This is a genomic window from Microvirga tunisiensis (assembly GCF_009296175.1).
GTDB lineage: Bacteria > Pseudomonadota > Alphaproteobacteria > Rhizobiales > Beijerinckiaceae > Microvirga > Microvirga tunisiensis.
The window spans coordinates 1-516 of the sequence record NZ_VOSK01001017.1 but is presented as its reverse complement, the minus strand read 5'-3'; the positions used below and the strand labels follow the sequence as shown (position 1 = coordinate 516).

The 516-nt window shown below is 63.6% G+C and carries 1 protein-coding gene; it reads right to left on the bottom strand.

The genetic code is table 11. The annotated features are described in order from the left end of the window. The coding region (locus FS320_RS46975; RefSeq protein ID WP_338105720.1) for an ATP-dependent metallopeptidase FtsH/Yme1/Tma family protein at nucleotides 1–516 on the bottom strand (516 nt) is incomplete at both ends.

The window sequence follows — 516 nt, the reverse complement described above, 5'->3', positions numbered from 1 at the left end:
CGCCGCGGGGAATGCGGCCGCCCAGGCGCTGGAACTTCTGCGGGTCGCGCAGGAACTCCACCACCTCCTGCAGGTCTTCCTTGGCCTCGTCGATGCCGGCCACCTCATCAAACGTCACGCGGCCATGCGCTTCGGTGAGGAGCTTTGCCTTGGACTTGCCGATGGACATTAGACCGCCGCCGCCCTGCTTGTTCATGGCGTTGCGGGACAGCCAGACGACGATGCCGATCATCAGCGCAAACGGCAGAAGTGAAAGCAGCAAGCTACCGAGCAGGCTGGGTTGCGGCGGCGGCTCGGCCTTGATCACGACATCCTTCTGCTGCAGCTGAGCGATGAGGCCGGCTCCCTGCGGAACATAGGTGGTGACAATGCCGCCCGCAGAGCGCTCGGCAATCACCTCCTGCCCCTGGATAGTGGCGGAGCGGATCTCCCCTTGCTCGACTGCCGTGACAAAGGCGGAGTAAGGGAGCTGATCAGGTTGCGGTCGCGCCGTGCTTTGGAAGTAGAACATCGACA